General features: G+C 43.4%; 20 protein-coding genes. 17 read left to right on the top strand and 3 right to left on the bottom strand.

Going from position 1 to position 18,171, the window contains the following annotated elements:
- Positions 1–6 precede the first annotated feature (6 nt).
- The 7 genes from sigF (at position 7) to lysA (ending at position 7,238) form a co-directional block, all read left to right on the top strand.
- On the top strand, positions 7–774 hold the full coding sequence (sigF, locus tag QNI08_RS04825) for an RNA polymerase sporulation sigma factor SigF (protein ID WP_285766287.1): 768 nt from the start codon (positions 7–9) through the stop codon (positions 772–774).
- Positions 775–1,072: 298 nt separating this feature from the next.
- Positions 1,073–2,362: an NCS2 family permease gene (locus tag QNI08_RS04820; RefSeq protein ID WP_285766341.1), complete on the top strand. Its 1,290-nt coding sequence runs from the start codon at positions 1,073–1,075 to the stop codon at positions 2,360–2,362.
- A 165-nt stretch (positions 2,363–2,527) separates the two neighbouring features.
- Entirely contained in the window at positions 2,528–3,124 is a 597-nt protein-coding gene (locus tag QNI08_RS04815; protein WP_483313744.1) for a stage V sporulation protein AA, read from the top strand.
- Positions 3,114–3,536 carry a stage V sporulation protein AB gene (locus QNI08_RS04810; RefSeq protein WP_285766340.1) on the top strand — a complete coding sequence of 141 codons (423 nt, stop codon included), beginning with the start codon at positions 3,114–3,116 and terminating at the stop codon, positions 3,534–3,536. Before QNI08_RS04815 ends, QNI08_RS04810 begins: the two co-directional genes overlap by 11 nt.
- A gap of 37 nt (positions 3,537–3,573) precedes the next feature.
- Positions 3,574–4,179 (top strand): stage V sporulation protein SpoVABEA, encoded by a 606-nt coding sequence (gene spoVAEA, locus QNI08_RS04805; RefSeq protein WP_285766285.1) that lies wholly within the window; start codon positions 3,574–3,576, stop codon positions 4,177–4,179.
- Entirely contained in the window at positions 4,133–5,620 is a 1,488-nt protein-coding gene (locus QNI08_RS04800) for a spore germination protein (protein WP_483313740.1), read from the top strand. The genes spoVAEA and QNI08_RS04800 overlap by 47 nt, the downstream gene beginning before the upstream one ends.
- Positions 5,621–5,909: 289 nt before the next feature.
- Positions 5,910–7,238 carry a diaminopimelate decarboxylase gene (gene lysA, locus QNI08_RS04795; protein WP_285766283.1) on the top strand — a complete coding sequence of 443 codons (1,329 nt, stop codon included), beginning with the start codon at positions 5,910–5,912 and terminating at the stop codon, positions 7,236–7,238.
- A 134-nt stretch (positions 7,239–7,372) separates the two neighbouring features.
- On the opposite strand, the gene QNI08_RS04790 is transcribed toward lysA, so the two are convergent.
- On the bottom strand, positions 7,373–8,242 hold the full coding sequence (locus tag QNI08_RS04790) for a DUF1002 domain-containing protein (RefSeq protein ID WP_285766339.1): 870 nt from the start codon (positions 8,240–8,242) through the stop codon (positions 7,373–7,375).
- Between the two features lie 552 nt (positions 8,243–8,794).
- On the opposite strand from QNI08_RS04790, the gene QNI08_RS04785 reads away from it, so the two are divergent.
- Positions 8,795–9,139: a GNAT family N-acetyltransferase gene (locus tag QNI08_RS04785; protein ID WP_285766282.1), complete on the top strand. Its 345-nt coding sequence runs from the start codon at positions 8,795–8,797 to the stop codon at positions 9,137–9,139.
- A gap of 28 nt (positions 9,140–9,167) precedes the next feature.
- On the opposite strand, the gene QNI08_RS04780 is transcribed toward QNI08_RS04785, so the two are convergent.
- Together QNI08_RS04780 and QNI08_RS04775 are read right to left on the bottom strand one after the other, a co-directional pair.
- The gene (locus tag QNI08_RS04780; protein ID WP_285766281.1) at positions 9,168–9,704 is read right to left on the bottom strand and encodes a DUF309 domain-containing protein; all 537 of its coding nucleotides are present in this window, start codon (positions 9,702–9,704) and stop codon (positions 9,168–9,170) included.
- Positions 9,705–9,863: 159 nt separating this feature from the next.
- Positions 9,864–9,956 (bottom strand): YjcZ family sporulation protein, encoded by a 93-nt coding sequence (locus tag QNI08_RS04775; RefSeq protein WP_072273196.1) that lies wholly within the window; start codon positions 9,954–9,956, stop codon positions 9,864–9,866.
- A gap of 217 nt (positions 9,957–10,173) precedes the next feature.
- Between QNI08_RS04775 and QNI08_RS04770 the strand changes: the two genes are divergently transcribed.
- The 9 genes from QNI08_RS04770 to QNI08_RS04730 all read left to right on the top strand — a co-directional run bounded on the left by QNI08_RS04770 (position 10,174) and on the right by QNI08_RS04730 (position 18,171).
- Positions 10,174–10,941, top strand: coding sequence for a segregation/condensation protein A (locus QNI08_RS04770; RefSeq protein ID WP_285766280.1), 768 nt, complete (start codon positions 10,174–10,176; stop codon positions 10,939–10,941).
- Complete coding sequence (scpB, locus tag QNI08_RS04765) at positions 10,928–11,509, top strand: SMC-Scp complex subunit ScpB (protein ID WP_285766279.1); 582 nt, start codon at positions 10,928–10,930, stop codon at positions 11,507–11,509. The genes QNI08_RS04770 and scpB overlap by 14 nt, the downstream gene beginning before the upstream one ends.
- A gap of 55 nt (positions 11,510–11,564) precedes the next feature.
- On the top strand, positions 11,565–11,975 hold the full coding sequence (locus QNI08_RS04760; protein ID WP_285766278.1) for a hypothetical protein: 411 nt from the start codon (positions 11,565–11,567) through the stop codon (positions 11,973–11,975).
- A 22-nt stretch (positions 11,976–11,997) separates the two neighbouring features.
- Positions 11,998–12,486, top strand: coding sequence for a YpuI family protein (locus QNI08_RS04755; protein WP_285766277.1), 489 nt, complete (start codon positions 11,998–12,000; stop codon positions 12,484–12,486).
- 120 nt (positions 12,487–12,606) lie between these two features.
- The gene (locus QNI08_RS04750) at positions 12,607–13,482 is read left to right on the top strand and encodes a superoxide dismutase (protein WP_285766276.1); all 876 of its coding nucleotides are present in this window, start codon (positions 12,607–12,609) and stop codon (positions 13,480–13,482) included.
- 436 nt (positions 13,483–13,918) lie between these two features.
- Entirely contained in the window at positions 13,919–14,482 is a 564-nt protein-coding gene (gene ahpC, locus QNI08_RS04745) for an alkyl hydroperoxide reductase subunit C (RefSeq protein WP_285766275.1), read from the top strand.
- Between the two features lie 149 nt (positions 14,483–14,631).
- Positions 14,632–16,278, top strand: a complete 1,647-nt coding sequence (locus tag QNI08_RS04740; RefSeq protein ID WP_285766274.1) for an FAD-dependent oxidoreductase — start codon at positions 14,632–14,634, stop codon at positions 16,276–16,278.
- A 146-nt stretch (positions 16,279–16,424) separates the two neighbouring features.
- Positions 16,425–17,585 (top strand): D-alanyl-D-alanine carboxypeptidase family protein, encoded by a 1,161-nt coding sequence (locus QNI08_RS04735; protein WP_483313739.1) that lies wholly within the window; start codon positions 16,425–16,427, stop codon positions 17,583–17,585.
- On the top strand, positions 17,578–18,171 hold the full coding sequence (locus QNI08_RS04730) for a nucleoside recognition domain-containing protein (protein WP_285766273.1): 594 nt from the start codon (positions 17,578–17,580) through the stop codon (positions 18,169–18,171). Before QNI08_RS04735 ends, QNI08_RS04730 begins: the two co-directional genes overlap by 8 nt.

The raw sequence follows: 18,171 nt of genomic DNA, 5'->3' as shown, positions 1-18,171 counted from the left end.
TTGCATATGGATGTGGAGGTTAAAAACGAGAAAAGCAAAAAAGGCCAGCCCCATTTAAAAGATGAGGAATTGCGGAGTTTAATCAAACGCAGCCAAAGCGGCGACCAAGATGCAAGGAACTTGATCGTCAATAGTAATCTCAGGCTTGTATGGTCAGTGGTTCAAAGATTCCTCAATCGAGGGTATGAACCGGATGATCTTTATCAAATCGGCTGCATTGGTCTGTTGAAATCCGTGGATAAATTTGACTTATCGTTTGAAGTGAAGTTCTCAACGTATGCTGTGCCGATGATCATTGGTGAAATCCAACGCTTTATCCGTGACGATGGGACCGTCAAGGTCAGCCGGTCCTTAAAGGAGATGGCAAATAAAATCCGCAGGGCGAAAGAGGAGCTTTCCAAGACGTACGGCCGTGTCCCGACTGTCAATGAACTGGCGGAACACCTTGAGCTGTCGCCTGAGGAAATCATCATGGCCCAAGAAGCTAGCAGGAGCCCTTCATCCATCCATGAAACGGTTTATGAAAACGATGGCGATCCGATTACGCTTCTCGATCAGATTGCCGACCATAATGAAACATCCTGGTTCGATCAAATCGCTTTAAAAGAGGCAATCCATGAATTGAACGAACGCGAGAGACTGATCGTTTTCCTGAGATATTACAAGGACCAGACGCAATCGGAAGTGGCTGCGAGGCTTGGTATTTCGCAAGTTCAGGTATCGAGGCTCGAAAAGAAGATTCTTCAGCAAATGAAAAACCACATGAATCAATGATTCATGTGGTTTTTCATTTTGAATATTTCTCGTTTTGGGAAAAAATGAAGGTGATTGACTTCTTATCTTCCGGGAAGGATAAAAAAATATCAAAAAATCGCTGCCAATCAGATTTTTTTATTGAATTTAAAGTTAAAAACGAATATTATAGTAAAGGTCGCGATTTTCATTCGTTTTTTATTCATTCGCGAATGATTCAGCAGAAAAAGCGTCGTTACAGTACAATTCTAGGGCACCAAGTCTTTGCATGCAAACGGTTGTCGGTGTTTCCTTTAGATCTGGAGGTCTAAATATGTTTATGGAAAAGTTTTTTTCCCTGAAAGAAAATGGGACGGATGTCCGTACGGAAGTCATGGCGGGTGTTACGACATTTTTGACTATGGTTTATATCCTGATCGTGAATCCGGCGTTGCTGTCTTCAATCGGAATCCCGTTTGAACAGGTTTTCATGGCAACGGTCATATCTGCGGTCATAGGTACACTTATAATGGGGCTGGTCGCGAAGTATCCGATTGCAATAGCGCCGGGCATGGGTTTGAATGCTTATTTTGCTAGCGTAGTGGGTGCGCAGGGCCTCTCGTATCAGACGGTATTCGGGACTGTTTTCATTGCAGGTTTGCTATTTTTATTAATTAGTGTGACGAGCCTGCGTAAAATGATCATTGATGCCATTCCGAATTCTTTAAAATATGGGATTACATCCGGAATTGGCTTGTTTATCGCGTTTATCGGCTTGAAGAACGCAGGTATCGTTGTTCCTAATGAGTCAACGATGGTAACTCTCGGCGACCTGCATCAGCCAGGAACCGTGTTGGCCTTATCTGGCTTGTTCATTACCTTGATTTTGATGGCACGCAATATCAAAGGGGCCATTTTCATTGGGATGATCGTGACGGCCGTCATCGGCTACTTCATCGGTCTGCTCGATTTCAATGGTGTCTTATCTGTGCCGCCAACACCTGTATTTTTCGATATTGATATTGCAGGGGTGTTCACCCATTCCTTATATTCGGTTGTGTTCGCCTTTTTACTTGTGACGATTTTCGATACGACAGGTACCTTGATCGGCGTCACGGAACAGGCTGGGCTCACGAAGGACGGTAAAATCCCGCGTGCGAAGAAAGCATTTTTAGGTGACGCAATTGCTACCACAGTCGGCTCCTTGTTTGGAACAAGTCCATCCACTGCTTACGTTGAATCAAGCACGGGTGTGGCTGCAGGCGGGCGTACCGGTTTGACGGCTACAGTCGTGGCAATCTTGTTCGCTGCATCGATTTTCTTTTCTCCGTTAATATCTGCCATATCGTCAGTTGCTGCAATCACGGCTCCTGTTTTGATTATCGTCGGCTGTTTCATGATGGAAGGCTTGGCGAAAGTCAATTGGAAAACGTTCGATGAGGCATTTCCGGCGTTTGCAATCATTTTGACGATGCCGCTTACGTCAAGCATATCGACTGGGATTGCAATTGGGTTCATTACGTATCCACTTATGAAGCTATTCAGCGGTAAAGGCAAATCGGTCCATCCGCTCATTTATATTTTTGGAGTGATCTTCATGATCCAACTCGTGTTCTTCCCAACCCATTAATTTTAAAAAAAGACATGCTGTCATTGCAGCGTGTCTTTTTTTTTTAATTAGTAATATTTGGACATGGGTCACATCCTGCATTTTCAATCTGGTTCCAATCCATACTACTAGCATAAGGAAATAAAAGGTCGGGATGTGATGAACGTGGCGGTTGTATATATCAGGATGAGGAACCGTGTACAAGTAAATGGAAATCAGGCGGTGAGGATAAAAGATATAGCAAGGATAATCGGTCCTGAAGATGAGATTCGAATGATTGAAGATATCTTGTTACTGACCGTCAAGAAGGAAGACAGGAGTATCATCGTCGTTGATTTGGCCCAAGTGATCATGGCGATTCGAAAGGTGGATCCGGGTGTTGAAGTAGAAACCTTCGGGCCGTCCCAAACGATCATCGAAATCATTCTCACGAAAAAGAAAATGTCTTTTCTCACTTTTGCACTGGTTTGGTTCTTACTATTCATCGGTGGTGCGATGACCATCATGAATTTCCATGTGGACGTCAGCATGGGGGAAGTGCATCAAAAAATCTTTACGATCATAACGGGGAAAGTGGAGGAAAAGCCATTATTGATCCAAATCCCATATAGCTTTGGCCTTGGAATGGGAATGATCCTATTTTTTAACCACTTCTTTAAAAAACGCTTCAATGAGGAACCTAGTCCACTCGAGGTTGAAATGTTCAACTATCAGCAGGACCTGGACCGTTATGTCACCATGAATGAAAACAAGGAGAATGTGCGTCATCTTGATGACAGGTAGAATCATCTTTGGGATTTTTGCCGGTTTAGCCGGTGGTTTTGCCACAGGTGCAGGTTTTGTAGCGTTTTTAACTGTACTTGGTGTGATTCCGAGACTGACTCAGCTGACAAAAACAATGAAAATGATCCATTACTACGAAGGAGCCATCATCGCCGGTGTTGTCGCAGGAACATGGTTCGGTCTTCAAGAAACGGAGTTTTTCCTTCCGCAAGTGTTATTGATTCCGATTGGCCTGGCTGACGGGATCTTTAATGGGATGCTCGCAGCCGCCTTAACCGAGGTACTTAACGTTTTCCCCGTTTTGTCAAAGCGAATCGGCATCCAAGAAAAAATCATTTATCTGTTAATGGCACTCGTATTGGGGAAAATCGCCGGGTCGTTATTTCAATGGATTTATTTTGTCGATATGTAATTTTAGATAACTATTCCTGATGAAAGGTAGGCCCCAGATGGTGACCAAACGAAATGTGATATTGATTACGGATGGAGATGAATATGCAAAACGGGCTGTGGAATGTGTAGCAAAGGAAATCGGCGGGCGATGTATCTCCATGTCCCAAGGAAATCCATCACGATATACGGGCTTGGAGCTAGTTGGATTGATAAAAAAGGCGAAGTACGATCCGGTATTGGTCATGTTTGATGATAGCGGCTTTATCGGGGAAGGATCTGGTGAACAGGCGATGAAGGTGGTTGCAGGGCATCCTGATATAAATGTCCTTGGAGTGATAGCGGTCGCTTCAAAGACTAGAAGGGAAGAATGGACCAAGGTCGATGTCTGTATCGACCGTGACGGTAATTTGACACCGAATGGCGTCGATAAGTTCGGTGCCGAGGAACTCGAGCTGGGAAGGATTACAGGAGATACGGTGTATTGCATCGATGGCTTGCAAGTTCCGATCGTTGTGGGGATCGGGGATATCGGTAAAATGTCCCACCAGGATGACTGTAAAAGGGGTGCACCGATCACGAAGCTGGCGGTGGAAATCATATTGGAAAGGAGTGGTCATGATGTCTTCAGAAAAACCGCAAAACATGAAGCCGATTCCGAATAAGGTAACGGAAGTGGACGCATTCATGGAAGAAAAAGTAGGTCTAGGCGTCAGCTTTGACTTAGGCGTAAGAAGGATAAAAGTATTAAGAAAAGATGTACATCTTTACTATATTAACGGACTGACGGATTCGGAGTACATCATAGAAATTCTTGACTCGCTGATCCATAATAAAAACACGGAAATCATGACTACAAAGATTTTTGATGAAGTCAAAGGGTTGCTCGTTCACCAATCCGTTGAAGAAATAAGTACGATGGATGAACTTGTCGATCAAGTATTATCCGGTTTGATCGTCATCGTTGTCGATGGTAAACCAATAGGATTGGTCGTGGATGTCAGGAGTTATCCAGGAAGACAGCCTGAAGAACCAGATACCGAGAAAGTCGTTCGTGGTTCACGGGATGGTTTTGTCGAAAACATCATCGTGAATACGGCAATAACAAGACGAAGAATCCGGGATGAACGATTACGTTTCGAAATGCTTCACGTTGGCGAACGCTCCAAAACGGATATTTCAATTGGATACATTAAAGGAATTGCTGACCCCGATTTGATTGATATCGTCCGTAAGGAATTGGAAAGCATTGATGTGGATGGGTTAACGATGTCCGATAAAACGATTGAAGAGTTCATCGTCAAGCAAGGATATAATCCTTACCCGCTCATTAGGTACACCGAACGTGCCGATGTTGCGGCAACACATTTACTTGAGGGGCATGTTCTAATTTATGTGGACACCTCCCCGAGTGTCATCATTACCCCCGCGACTCTTTTCCATCATATGCAGCATGCTGAGGAGTATCGACAGGCACCCGCAGTGGGGACGCTTGTGCGCTGGACACGTTTTTTGGGAATTTTCGTTTCGGTATATTTGCTGCCGATTTGGTTGTTGTTTTGTTTGGAACCGTCGCTTTTGCCGGATAAATTCGAGTTTATCGGGCCGAATGAAAAAACGCATATTCCAATCGTGGTCCAGATCTTCATTTCCGATATCGGGATCGAGTTCCTGAGGATGGCAGCCGTCCATACCCCGACGCCGCTTTCGACGGCAATGGGCTTGGTTGCGGCAGTTCTCATCGGGCAAATAGCGATAGACGTCGGTTTATTTGTCCCAGAAGTGGTCCTCTATGCTTCCGTGGCCACCATCGGCACCTTCGTCACCCCGAGCCTGGAACTCGGTGTGGCCAATAAGATATCCCGAATGATCCTGCTGGTGTTGGTCGCTTTATTTAAAGTGCCTGGCCTAGTCATTGGCATCACTCTTTACATTGTTTTATTGGCTGGAATAAAAGCTTTAAATACACCGTATTTATGGCCGCTTCTCCCATTTCAACCGAAGGCTCTGTCACATATAATATTGAGAAGACCTTTTCCAGGATCAGTGGAGCGTCCAAGTATTGTGCATCCCCAGGATAAATATAGGCAGCCAAGAAAACCTTAAGGTTGATGTTGTCGAAAAGTTGTGGTAATTTAATTTTATTCGGATAAAGCGGTAAAGTTAGGTTTCACAGACAGATAGAGCCTTCATGACTCTTTGACGTTAAACCAATCTGGCTTTCCCTTCGAACTACTGAGCAGTCATAGATAACAATACTTAAATGGGATGATCGATTGATTCAAGTGAGGCTTGTCGATATGAAGGACCCAACATGTATATAAGGGGTTCTTTAGTAGAGGCTGCCTCATTTCTTATTAATCTTTAGTTTCTAAGTCAGGAAGGTGAGGCTATCATGCATTTGTACGGAACCAGCGGTGTCAATGAGCGGGGGCATCTGGAGATTGGCGGCGTTGATACGATCGAGCTGATCGAGCAATTCGGGACTCCATTATATGTTTATGATGTGGAGCTAATACGTGAGAGGGCAAGGGGATTCAAAAGGACATTCGAAGAAATGGGGATCCCGGCGCAAGTCGCTTACGCAAGTAAAGCCTTCTCTTCGATTGCCATGATTCAATTGGCTGACCAGGAGGGACTCTCCCTCGATGTCGTCTCGGCAGGGGAATTATATACGGCCATCAAGGCGGATTTCCCGACTGAACGCATCCATTTCCATGGAAACAACAAAAGTGAAGAAGAGCTACATATGGCTTTGGATTACACAATTGGCTGTATAGTAGTCGATAATTTTTCAGAGTTGACACTGTTGGAAGAGATTTGTACAAACCGTGAACAAAAGGTGAAAATCCTTCTTCGTGTTACACCGGGAATTGAAGCCCATACGCATGATTATATCTTGACGGGGCAGGAGGATTCCAAATTTGGTTTCGATCTCATCAATGGCCAGGCGGAAGACGCCCTAAGGCAAGCGCTGCAGAGCGAATGGCTGGAGGTCCTGGGGCTGCACTGCCATATTGGTTCGCAAATCTTTCAAACGACAGGCTTCCTGCTTGCTGCACAAAAAATCATTGGCAAGCTGGATAGCTGGCATGGATCGATAGGATACCAGCCAAAGGTCTTGAATCTTGGCGGTGGCTTCGGTATTCGCTATACGCAAGAGGATGACCCGCTTCCTGCTTCCCAATATGTGGAAGAAATTGTTAGGGAAGTACAGAATTTGATTTCCGATACAAATCTGCAAATGCCTGAAATCTGGATCGAACCTGGCCGGTCATTGGTCGGAGATGCCGGTGTGACTTTATATAAAGTAGGTTCGGAAAAGCAAGTGCCAAATGTCCGTAAGTATATTGCGGTTGATGGCGGCATGAGTGACAACATACGTCCCGCGCTATATGAAGCCAAGTATGATGCCATTTTGGCAAACAGGCCGCTTGATCCTGTAGAAGAAACGGTGTCGATCGCTGGTAAATGCTGTGAAAGCGGTGATATGCTGATTTGGGATTTACCTTTGCCAAAAGCCGGACGCGGAGATGTGCTTGCAGTCTTTTGTACAGGGGCGTATGGTTATTCGATGGCCAATAATTACAATCGGATCCCAAGACCGGCTGTCGTCTTTGTCGAAAATGGCGAAGCCCGCCTTGTCATCAAACGTGAAACATTCGACGATCTTATTCATTTGGACTTGGCCCTTCAAGAAGCGGCTGTCACGAACAAAGAATAAAAAAGCTGGTTGACGGGAACCTTTCAAACAGTAGGGAAACTTGATGATCATAATCAGGATTCCCTGCTGTTTTTTCGTTTAAATGAAAAAAAGCTTCGGAATGGAGACCATTCCGAAGCCTTTTTTGCTCATGTTTAGTTGAAGAATGATTTGATGGCATCTATTAAACTGCTGAATACTTCTTTCAGCTTATCTAAAAATGATTGGCCTTCTTCGGATTCGAGGAAATTGGATAGCTTATCTTTTGCTGCAGTAAGCTGATCCCCGACCGCATTCCAATCAATATTCAGTTCTTTCAGCTTATTGAAGAGGTCGATAAGACTTTGTACTTGGGCATCATTCAAGGAAATCCCAAGTTCCTTCGCCGAGGATTCTACCACGTTGCGCACTTCTTCAGTATTGGCTGGCGGGTTTTCAGCCATATTCTCTTTAATTTTCGTTACCAAAGCGGATGCTTCCTCCGTACCGATTTCATCCCCCAATTTCGCCGTTTTTACCATTTCTTCATTGGCGGCCTGTTTTACGTCTTCCGGAATTTTCTTATCGGAAGAAAGCTCATAGGCCTTGATGACACCTGTCAGAGCAGCTGTCCCGGAAACGGGGATAGGCGCAGTGACATATACACTAGCATCTTTCACTCCGGCTGTCGCCAGGGCATTGATGTACATTTCATCGGTGACCCAGTTAATGTTTTTGGATTCGAGCTTAAGGCCAGTGCCTTTTTCCTCCAATGTAATCGCTGAAGATGAAATTGCCTTTGTTCCGATTAGCCGGCTGGCAATATAATCTCCTAGATATTCATGTTCCTCCGCGTTCGTGACCGTCAGGACCTCTACATCATCGGGGGCTTTCATTTCGGACAATATCATATTCTTCTGTTCTTTTGACAAATTCTCTCCAAGAGTGACGATCATTTCACCAACAGCCGCATCTGCAAAAGCCTTATATGGCAATAATAGACATAATAATATGGTTAAAATGACCCATTTATTCATTTTTTTCATCATAATCCTCCTAAACTTTTTTCAGAAATTCGTTTCTTCATTAAAGGGATGGGCTTTAAATGGAGACACATAGTATTGGACGAAGCACAGGACAAAAAAGATACATATTTTCATAAAAAAATATTTTCTAGCCAACAAACCGCCGATGGATTCTCAAGTCATGGCCATAGCTTTTGTTCCCAGGATGCCCGACATGAACGAAGAGCACCTTATCAATGTAGTAAAATCGAAGCAAGATTGCAAGGGATATTTGTCAGATTGTGTTATGTTATAGTAAAATGAATTCGGTATTTAAATATTTGGACCGTTCATAAAGGAGTATGGAATGACGAAACGTAATCGATCCCTGTTGCTTATGATGTTTGCAACCGCTTTAATGTGGGGGATCGTATATTGGTTTTTTATCGCGTAATACATAGCATAAGGCATAGACATAATCAAGTGCTGAAAGTGATGTTGAAACGAACGCGGTTTTTATGTATGATGGAAATGTTATAAATTCAAAGCGAATCAGGTAGATAATAAAAACGTTATTTAGTAACGAGGGATATTATGTTGATTAAGTATAAGAAAAGCTATGAGAAGTTTGCCATGGGATTATTATCGTTCATGCCAAATGAAAAAGAGATAAAAGTGCTCCGCAACACCATGAAGAATTATGAAACAGATGAAAACCTACAGCTGTTCTTATGGAAAGATGAAGAGATTACAGGCTTGATCGGGATTGAAGTTTCTCAGCATCATATTGAGATCCAACATATATCTGTAAATCCATCATTTCGGCAGCAAGGAATCGGTAAAACGATGGTCAGGGCAATCAAGGAGCAATACCCTGATAAGGAACTAAAGGCAAATGAGTTTACCGAGAGCTTTCTTGACCGGTGTGAAGAGATTTGAATGGGAAAGTGAGAATGGAGGGCCGCCTTTAAGGGCGGTCCTCCATTCTTGTTTGTCGCAGGGATAATTGCCGGGCCCTCTCAGAAATGACGTCAGATCGATCCCGCATTAGATGCTTATCAATTAAAGCTGCATTGCTCATGTCGCTTTTCCTGCACCATATGTATCCTTCCTGCAAGCATCGTGACCGACAGATCTCGATTAACCGAAGATCTGCAATCGGAAGGTTGATGCTTGCATATGGGCTTCCGGATAGCATTCGTTCATGGACATCGCCGAGCATCTTCAACAGCTTTTCGGAATCAAGTCCAAGCTTGTGAAGTTCGGGCTTTTTAGCATGAAGATTTGCACTCGCCTTTGCCAGTGTCCGTGCAGCCCCTTTTTTATTGCCCCTTCGATCATGGTAGAGGGCGACGGCTATCTGGATGAGGCCGACCCAATGGGAGTCACGCTCCTTTGGGGCGGTTTCCTTCCAATATTCCTCGAGAATTTCATGGCATTCGAAATAATCCCTTGACCCGTGGAAATGGACGAGGAAAGAAAGGTAGTCTTCCGCATAATTCATTAGGAGCCCCCCTTTTAATTGTTGAATCACCTAAGGACAAGATGCCAGTGTCAAATCACAATTATATCGGTCTATCCGTTTAAGTGTAGCATAGAATTTTTTCTTGGAAAATAAAGAAAGCCGATTGCTAAGCAATCAGCTTGTTTCATCAGCCTTCCATTAACACCAAGAAGCACCGACGATTACTAACAAAATGAACAATACTACTATAAACGCGAATCCGCCGCCGTTTCCGAAACCACCTGCACCCATAATGTGAGTACCTCCTTTGTGTTCTGCTATTCTTACATTTCTAGGTTATGTTGGTTTTAAAAAAGTGATTGGGCATAGACCCAATTGTTTCGAATCCGCTCAAGAACTTTCGGAGTGCCAATTATTATTATTGGATAAAGGCAGGCAATCCACTATACTTGAATAGTAAAAGAAATAGGCCTGATCTAGGCCAATCAGATTTAAATGGGGTAATTTAATGGGTTATAATATAAAAATTGATGCGTTCGAAGGTCCGATGGATTTACTCCTGCATTTGATTAATCGCCTGGAAATAGACATCTACGATATTCCGATGGCAGATATTACAGATCAATACCTGGGCTACATCCATACGATGCAGCACCTTGAATTGGATGTCGCCAGCGAATATTTGGTAATGGCTGCAACGCTGCTTGCCATCAAGAGCAAAATGCTGCTGCCAAAGCATGAAGATGAACAACTGATCGATGAAGATGGGGAACTATTTGAAGAAGATCCACGGGATGAGCTTGTGGAAAAACTATTAGAATATAAAAAGTATAAAAATGCTGCTGAAGAATTTAAGGAGCTGGAAGAAGAACGCAGCTTGATGTTCACGAAACCTCCAAGTGATTTATCGGTGTATGCCAAGGAGGCGGAGAGCGATAAGCAGGAATTGAATATCAGTTTATATGATATGCTGGGAGCCCTGCAAAAACTGCTCCGGCGGCAAAAGATACAAAAACCGCTTTATACGAAAGTGACGAAACAAGAGATATCGATAGAAAAGCGAATGGATGAAATCATGCTGGAGCTGCAAACGATCAAAGGGAAGAAGAGCTTTTTCGAATTGTTCGCCGTTCCGGTTAAAGAACATATCGTCATCACCTTTATGGCAGTGCTGGAATTGATGAAGCTAAATGAAATTATCGTTGAACAGGAAGATAATTTTTCCGAAATCATGATTGGAGCTAAGGAAGGTGTAGAGACAGTTGGAAGTTATTAAATGGAAAGGGATTCTTGAAGCATTGCTGTTTGCAGCAGGAGATGAAGGGCTCTCCGTCAAACAGATTGCTTCTGTCCTTGATATAACGGAATACCAAGCAACCGATATTGTTGAAGGGTTGAAGGAAGAATATACAGCGGATGTACGCGGGATCCAGGTCATTGAAATAGCAGGTGTATATCAAATGACGACCAAAAAGGAACACTCGGATTATTTGAAAAAACTTGTTGAAACATCAAGCAGTCAAGGTTTATCGCAGGCCGCGTTGGAAACACTCGCAATCATTGCCTATAAGCAGCCGATTACAAGGGCGGAAATCGATGAAATTCGCGGTGTCAAAACCGAACGTCCAATCCATACGCTCGTCACGAAAGTCTTGATTAAAGAGGTCGGCCGTGCAGAAGGATCGGGCAGGGCTTATTTGTATGGAACGACAAAGGAGTTTTTGGATTACTTCGGCCTCAATTCCATAGATGAGCTGCCGCCTCTTGCGGATCAATCCGAAGAAGGCTTTGAAAATGGGGAAGCGGATTTGTTTTTTGAAAAATTTCAAGAAACAATTGAATAACATTTGTCTTTGAATTGTGATAATATAGAAAAAAATGAATGCGGGGGGATTGCAGGTGAGAATTGTTGCATGCAATGGATTTGGGCTTGAAAAGGAAAAGTCGAATTCGCCTGAGGAATTTTTTAATCGATCCGTTATACAATACATAAAGGATGAAGAAGAAAAGTCATTGAATGTGCTCTATCTTCGTTACTTCGACGAGATGGTCATGAAATGGACGCCCTATCCTGCCAATCCCATATTCCAAACCCCTAAGAGAGAGATTTGCATGGCCGATATCATTGCCCTGGTCTGCCTTCTTAAAGACCAAAGCTTGGTGCATCGGAAACGCTTGTATATAAATTCAGAAAAAGAGTTAGCTGGTTATTTCGAAAATATCGATTTCCGAAAATTGGAGAAAGTGTTTATATCGCTTGACCAAGCTAAACCATATGATATAGAAACACCTATTGACTATTATATTTAAACATTTTGAGGAGGGTTCACGGTTGGGGAATACATTGGTAAAATCTCAGCTTGAGGATGTAAAAAGCTTTTTAGAAGTGACAGTGGCTCAGCTAGAAGAATTTATGAATGAGACGACCTATTCTAAGCTTCAAGCGGAAAAAAGCGGCGATGAAATGTATTATAAAGGGGTCCTTTCCAGTTTAAGAAGGATGCTTGTCAGTTGTGAAGAGGGCTTGGAAGCTTGTCAAATCGTCCTTAAAAATGAAAACTTCAATAAAGCTGCAGCTGAAATAACGCTTTATAGAGTCTATCATCAATGTATCGAAGAATACTTTTCCCCAAAATCAGATCGTTGGTTCGAGGACAGCAGATCGGCGTATACAGGAAAGAACTCGATAAAATTCCATAAAAGTGTACCCGACAGCATCGTGTCGATTTTGAAGGCCTTAGAGAGCGGTTTCCAAACGATGCGTGAAGAGCTGGAGTTTTATGAAACGGATTACCGCACGAAAATGTTACAGTCAAGATGAAAAAGCAGCAAGGCACACAGGCCTTGCTGTTTTTTTATCGTAAAAAGGAATCTCCGCCTAATTGAAACATAAAATACGTTGATGATTTATTGTGTAATAAGGCTACAAGGAGGCTGAAAGATGTCCGAATTAAGAGAGTATGCCAAAGAGGTAAGTGATTGGATCGATGAGATCATGCAATACCTCGAAAAGATCGATATCACCGATTCTCCAATACTGTCAAATATTGAACGGCTTTCCCAGTGGACCAAGGAATTGGATGAGGAAGAAATGGATTATGAGGATATGGTCGAGATTGAAGCAGAGATGTCACGGGTTTATGCAGAAATAGAACAAATTGAATTGGAGTTCAGAAGCAAGGACAGGCAGTCCGTCCCGATCGGGCAGCATACACTTCCGCCATTGCCTTATGCCTATGATGCATTAGAACCGACAATATCGAGGGAAATCATGAGGCTGCATCATGATAAGCATCATCAATCCTATGTTGACGGATTGAATAAAGCGGAGCTGATGATGGAAAAAGCGAGGGAAACGAAAGATTATGCCTTACTGAAGCATTGGGAAAAGGAAGCAGCCTTTCATGGGTCAGGTCATTATCTTCATACCTTATTTTGGGAAGAGATGATTCCAGGAGGTGGCGGGCAGCCAAGGGGAGACTTACTTAAACAAATAGAGAAGGATTTTGGCAGCTTTGAAGCTTTTAAAAGCCATTTTAGTGAAGCGGCCAAACAGGTTGAAGGTGTCGGCTGGGCGATATTGGTCTGGGCGCCAAGGGCAAGGCGGCTAGAAATCCTCCAATCGGAGCTGCATATGGTCCTCACACAATGGGATACGATTCCGATCCTTGTTCTTGATGTGTGGGAACATGCCTATTACCTTCAATATAAAAATGATCGCGCCAGCTATGTGGATAAATGGTGGGACGTTGTAAACTGGCCGCAAACGGGGGGAAGGTTCTCCGAGGCGAAGAAGCTTATCTGGAAAAAACAATAGCGGATGCAGAATGAAGTGGGATCGCAATGGAAACAACCGGGCCGTAATGGTTCGGTTTTTTTGTTTGATATACCGGATGAAGAATCATTTAGGGGGCAAATGGAAATGTTATAAAGGATGAGCTGGCCCATATATATCAGAGGCGCAGCAATTGATTCTCATTTGGGAAATGGATATTAATATAAAAAGGAGGAGATGGAAACTTTCAAAATAATGATTTTGAGTCTCGATATTACCTTGACATAGTAATGAAAATGTAGAGAGTGAGCCATTTTAAAGTACAGTGAATAAACAAACCTAATAAATGTATATCAATATATAAACTGTGACTAATTTGTGAACTTGAAAATTATTAAGGGATATTGATTGACTAATTTCTATTTAATAATTATTATAAATAGGAGCAGATAAAAAAAAGCTATTGGAGGAATTTAATATGTCATTGATTAACAAACATGTTGAAGATTTTAAAGTACAAGCTTACCATGCAGGAGAATTCAAAGAGGTTACACTTGAAGATGTAAAAGGAAAATGGGCAGTCTTCTTTTTCTACCCAGCTGACTTCTCATTCGTATGTCCGACGGAATTAGCCGACCTTCAAGATAACTATGAAACATTCAAGGAAATCGGCTGTGAAGTATACTCTGTTTCCACGGATACTCACTTCAGCCATAAAGGCTGGGCTGATGCTACAGATACAATCGGCAAAATCCAATATCCAATGTTGGCTGACCCGGCAAACGTATTATCCCGTCAATTCGGTGTATTGATTGAAGAAGATGGGCTGGCGCTGCGCGGAACATTCATCGTTAACCCTGAAGGACAAATCAAAGCATATGAAATCAATGACCTAGGAATCGGCCGTAATGCTGAAGAGCTTGTCAGAAAGGTACAAGCGGCACAATTCGTAGCTGAGCATGGAGATAAAGTTTGCCCTGCTAAATGGACTCCAGGTGAAGATACACTAGAACCAAGTTTAGACCTAGTAGGAAAACTTTAATCTTTTGTTCGGGACGACCCTTTCTTCAATAAATGAATTCAGGGACTGACAAGCAATCAATGCAAAAGGCACTTACCTAAAATAAGTGCCTTTTGTTTGTCGATATAAACGGATTGGCACGAAATTAATTTACAGCAAGGAGCGCAAAAATGAAAAATATATATGATTTATTGATTATTGGCGGCGGACCTGCAGGCCTCTCGGCTGGCGTTTATGCAGGGCGAGCTAAATTGAAAACCATCATCCTTGAAAAAGGGACAGGCGGCGGCCAGGCTGCAACCACATCGGAAATAGCCAACTATCCTGGGATCCGCCATATTTCCGGGCCAAGGTTAGTGGAAGAAATGAAACTTCAGAATGAAGACTTCGGCGTGGAATTCGCAAAAGCTGACGTTACGGGCGTCGATTTTTCCGGTGAGGTAAAAGTCGTCAAAACGCTTGGCGGGGATTATTATGCCCGCGCCATCATTATCGCAACAGGTGCTTCACCAAGGACGCTTGGATTTCCAGGTGAAGAGGAATTTACAGGGCGCGGCGTAGCTTATTGCTCGACGTGTGATGGGGAATTCTTTGACGGGCTGGAGGTTTTCGTGATCGGTGCTGGCTATGCAGCGGCAGAAGAGGCGATCTTCCTGACTCGTTTTGCTACAAAAGTTACAATCATTGCCCGGGAATCAAGCTTCACATGTGCCCCGTCCATCGTGGATAAAGTCATGGCGAATGATAAAATTGAAGTGAAATTCAATACGGAAATCCTTGGCGTATATGGAGACGGGATGATTCAAAGTGCCCGCTTCATCAATAATAAAACCAAAGTTGAATTTGAATATATCGCGAAAGAGGAAGACAATACATTCGGGGTATTCGTATTCATAGGGTATGAGCCGAAAACGGAAATCTTCCGCGGTCATATAGAAATGGACCGCGCTGGCTACATTCTTACGGATGATGATATGCAGACGAATGTGAATGGGGTATACGCGGCTGGAGACTTAAGGCCAAAATCCCTGCGCCAAATAATTACGGCAGTATCCGACGGGGCGATTGCCGCAACGGATGCCGGCAAATATATTGCCGAGGAAAAAGATCGCTTAGGGATCAAGGATGAGCCTCAGGTGGAAAAACCGGCGAAGAAGGAACAAGCGGCTGTTCCGGCTGGAAAAAGCGCACTATTGAGTGATGCACTACGCGGCCAGTTGAAGGGTATCTTCGGCAAGATGGAGAGCGATGTCACACTGGTATCCATCGTGGATGAAAGCTTGCCAAAGTCTGTCGAATTGCGTGACTTTTTGTTGGATGTTGCTGAACTAGGTGACAAGCTTCACCTTGAGCTGTACTCGAAGGGCGAGAATAAGGAAATCGAGGAAAAAATCAATGCAGATAAGTTCCCTGTCGTTTCCCTCCTGAATGCGAGCGGTGAATATAGCGGAGTCAAATATCATGGTGTACCAGGCGGCCACGAGTTGAATTCGTTCATTTTGGCCATCTATAACTTAGCAGGTCCCGGTCAGGCTTTGGATTCGACCATCTTGAATTCTATTAAGGGAATCAATAAGAAAGCGAACATTAAGGTTATGGTTTCATTGGCCTGTCATTACTGTCCGGATGTTGTTGTCGGTGCCCAGCGCATTGCGATCGAAAATCCTAATGTTGAAGCGGAAATGGTCGATATCAGTAATTTCCAGGAAATCAAGAAGAAATATAAAGTAATGAGCGTCCCGGCTATGATCATCAATGATGAAGAAGTCGTATTCGGTGCGAAGAAAATTGATGAGATCGCTGCATTATTAGTATAATAGAACAATAAAACGATAGGGGCTCCTATCGTTTTTTTTTTTATGGCTGTATGGTGATGCATCCAGGTTTTGAATCTTTTTATTCATAACCCTTGTCCCGCTGCATAAACTTGTACAAAAACAAGTAAAGAGACGAGGGGGCACTCATGCGTTTTCCATATACAGGGTTATCGAGTTTATGTATTGTCATTCTCCTGTTGTCTTTTATGGCACCTATACCAAGCGCCAAAGCAAATGTAGCCGTCAGCGCCCATAGTGCGATCCTTATGGATGAGGAAAGCGGACGGGTCATTTATGAAGTGAATGCACATGAAAAGAATCGGATAGCTAGCATCACAAAAATCATGACGGCGATCCTGGCCATTGAATCCGGGGAAATGGATGAAAAAGTTAAGGTTAGCAGCAATGCATTTGGGACTGAGGGTTCTTCGCTTTATTTAAAAGAAGGCGAAAAAATCAAGCTGGAAGATTTGGTTTATGGATTAATGCTGCGATCAGGGAATGATGCAGCGGTCGCAATCAGCGAAAAAGTTGGCGGCAGCCTGGATGGGTTCGTCTGGATGATGAATCAAAAAGCGGAAGAAATCGGCATGAAAAATACTCACTTTTCAAATCCGCATGGACTTGATAATACGAAAAACCATTATTCCACTGCGTATGACATGGCGATACTGACCCGCTATGCCATGCAAAACGAAACATATGCAAAGATTGCCGGTACGAAGGTGCATAGAGCCCCCAATTCAACTGAACGATGGGATTATGTATGGAAGAACAAAAACCGCCTGCTTACACAATTATATGAGTATTGCACAGGCGGGAAAACCGGCTATACGAAACTGGCAAAACGTACCTTGGTCACGACGGCAACAAAAAATGGGCATAACCTGATCGCGGTAACATTGAATGGGCCGGATGATTGGAATGATCACATTAAAATGTATGAATCCGCTTTTAAGGAATATAAGCGGACAGAAATCTTGCCGCAAGGGCCTGTAAAAGATTTGAAGAACAAAACCTATAAAGGGAAGGTATATATTAAAAATGATTTCACATACCCGCTTACAAAGGAAGAAAGTGAGTTGGTCAAGGTGAAAATGAAATTGCTGAAGCCGAAGAAAGCATGGGAGGATCAGCGGAAAATTCCGGAAGTGGTCGGCAAGGCTTCCATTTATCTCGATGGGAAAAAGATAGGTACACGTTCGATTTTTTATGGAGAATCAAAAGAGAGCTTCAACCAGCATTCATTCCAAACAACTTGGGCTGAGATGTTTGAAGCAGTATTGGGGATCGGACGCAATGGTTAATTATATTTGGGGTGGAATGTTCGTGATTGGAATTGTATTCGGCATGATCAATGGGACGATGGATCAGGTGAACGAAGCCCTTTTTGTCAGCGCAAAGGAAGCGGTCACCCTTTGTCTGGGCCTGATGAGCATACTTGTTTTTTGGCTCGGTTTGATGAAGATTGCCGAGGAATCGGGGCTTCTTGATAAGCTATCCACCTTATTCAAGCCATTCATGCGATGGTTATTTCCTGAAGTCCCGCCCAATCACCCAGCCATGGGGTATATTCTATCGAATATGATGGCCAATACATTCGGTCTTGGGAATGCCGCTACACCTCTCGGGATTAAAGCCATGGAGCAGCTAAAGAAATTAAATGGCGGAAAAGCGACGGTCAGCCGTTCAATGGTCACTTTTTTGGCAATCAATACATCTAGCGTAACGTTGATCCCGACGACAGTCATCGCGATCCGCATGAATTACGATGCCCATTCTCCAACCGACATCGTTTTTCCGACCATAATAGCCACTGCCATTTCGGCTATCGGAGGCATTGCAATCGATCGATATTTTTATTACAGGAGAAAAAAGAACGGGAGGGAATAG

This window comes from Peribacillus folii, from assembly GCF_030271255.1.
Classification (GTDB): Bacteria; Bacillota; Bacilli; order Bacillales; family DSM-1321; genus Peribacillus.
This window is presented reverse-complemented; position numbering and strand designations above follow the sequence as displayed.